At 49.9% G+C, this 2,119-nt stretch carries 2 protein-coding genes; one reads left to right on the top strand and one right to left on the bottom strand.

The window, feature by feature from the left end; genetic code table 11:
- Positions 1-156: 156 nt before the first annotated feature.
- On the bottom strand, positions 157-615 hold the full coding sequence (locus tag AC2T28_RS24880) for a GNAT family N-acetyltransferase (protein WP_486751289.1): 459 nt from the start codon (positions 613-615) through the stop codon (positions 157-159).
- A gap of 707 nt (positions 616-1,322) precedes the next feature.
- Between AC2T28_RS24880 and AC2T28_RS24885 the strand changes: the two genes are divergently transcribed.
- On the top strand, positions 1,323-2,057 hold the full coding sequence (locus tag AC2T28_RS24885; protein WP_486751290.1) for a hypothetical protein: 735 nt from the start codon (positions 1,323-1,325) through the stop codon (positions 2,055-2,057).
- The last annotated feature ends 62 nt before the right edge of the window (positions 2,058-2,119 follow it).

The raw sequence follows: 2,119 nt of genomic DNA on the forward strand, positions 1-2,119 counted from the left end.
CCAATCGAGACATTCGTGCCGGGCGCAGCATGAGGCGGCATCCAGAGCACTAAGGGTGGGTTCCGGTCATTCGCCGCTAATGCGTACAAGGCCGCCGCTCGCTGCACAGCGGTACCAACCCAACCAATGAATGACCGCATTGGAGACACAACGCTCTCATTCCATAAGCAGCCAGTTCTTGGCATCAGTTCGCCAATCTTTGCGGACAACTGCTTCCTTGGCCGTGATTGCATAGCCCCGATATTCGTAGATACGAATGGCGGTTGGACTGATGTCGATACCCAAATGGCTTATCTTGAGTTTGTCGACTGATTTTCCGAGATTCTCAGCAATATCCATCAAATGTGATGCTAAACCTTTACCGAAGAAATCAGGGTTGTTTGCAATTCCGTGCAAGTACCAGGTCCCTTTTGCTTTCGAAAACAGCGACTTCAATAGCCTGAGAATTGCATCCATACTTGGCACGTGTGGGTTCGGTAAATCTGCCATCGGATAGGAGATCAGCATTGCTTCGATTCTGTCTTCGAATTCGGCGACTATGGTATTACCCTCGTTGATAAATGCGCTTTGTGCTCGGCGCCCAAAGTCCTCTGTGGCTTCATCCGCTTCGGCCAATCTTGACCAAAGATGCTCGACAAAACCGGTACGGTTGATTTTGCGAGTGGGTGGATTTCGTCCACGTCGTCAAGCGTAGCCTTCCTGAACGGTGGCTGGAGTACAATATTGGCACTCGACAGGACAAAACTCCGCAGAAAACACAACAGGGAACCGTTTGTGCAAATCGTTTTAGCACAGATCTACCTGTTTGTCTGCTTCGGACTCTAAGCTGCCATTGGCTGCAATGATTGCGAATGACGGCACAGGGCCGACCCTGACGGTCCGGTTTATCTACTCCCCAGACTTTGCAAGGGTCACATCTCGCTCCTATAAATGTAGCGAACGACCTAGAGCGGACATTTGCGCCAAATTCGTTTAATGGCAGCTTCCAGCGCAAAGCAGAAATGACCTTTCGACCCCCAGGGCAGTTAGCGGAAATTCGCCTTGCTTCGCGCCAATGCCCGCTGTGCGGAACTTTGTTGTACCTCGCACTTCAGTTGGCACAACAATCTTGGCCCACTGCCTCCGTCGGTTGAACCACGTGATAAAGTTATGGGAGTTTTGCTTTGTCGTCATTCCTGAACAAATCTGCACCAATCATACGTCTAAACCACAAAGTAAACTCAGTTGCCAAATTATTATCGACCTATGCTCAGGAACAGGTATCGTGCCGGACGGTCTATCATCGGGGACCGGAATCAAAGTTGAACACCAAGGGGTATGAGTTGAATTTGTATTCGCTGCGAAAAACCATTTCATCATTTGCTTTTGCTTTTGCTTTTGCTTTGCTTCTTTGCGGGCCAACACTTTCGTTCTCTGGCACAGATCAAGACTGGCAGCTGTATCAGAACAGCCTTTCGGGTTGGCAGATTGAGTACCCAACTGCGTTGCTATCTCCGATGCCCGAAGCGGACAGTAAGATTAGTCGTGGCTTTCGCAGCGCTGACGGCGAAGTCACGTTGATCGCAGTGGGCATGGCCAACCCATTTGATGATCTACCCAGTTTTCGCAAAGACTTGCTGGCTCAGCCACAACATTCCGGCGTTACCTACAAGCCTAAGGGGGATGGTTGGTTTGTGTTGTCTGGCTATCGAGGCAACAACATCTACTATGAAAAATACGTATTTTCTGAGGATGAAATGTTGGTGCAGGCGTTTGTCATCGAATACGACAAGACGCAAAAGTCGATTTATAACGCGGTGTCAGCACGAATTTCAAAAGCCTTCATATACTCAAAGATGGAATGGGTGGCGGAGGAGACTACCGAGCCGGAACTAACGCCCGCGCAAGAAGAAGCTCTGATCGTAGCAGATGAACGTCAGGTGGTTATTGATGCGGTGTCGCAGCTGCAATCGCTTGAGTGGCACCGGTATGAAAACACTGCCGCTGGCTGGAAAATAGACTATCCGGCCAATCTTTTGTTCCCAATGCCGCAAGGCAACCGCCAACAAAGGAGATGAACTATGGGACAGAAACGGACGGACGAATTTCGCAGCGATGCGGTGCGCATTGCATTGATCAG

The sequence above is a fragment of the Parasedimentitalea nitratireducens genome, assembly GCF_057444295.1.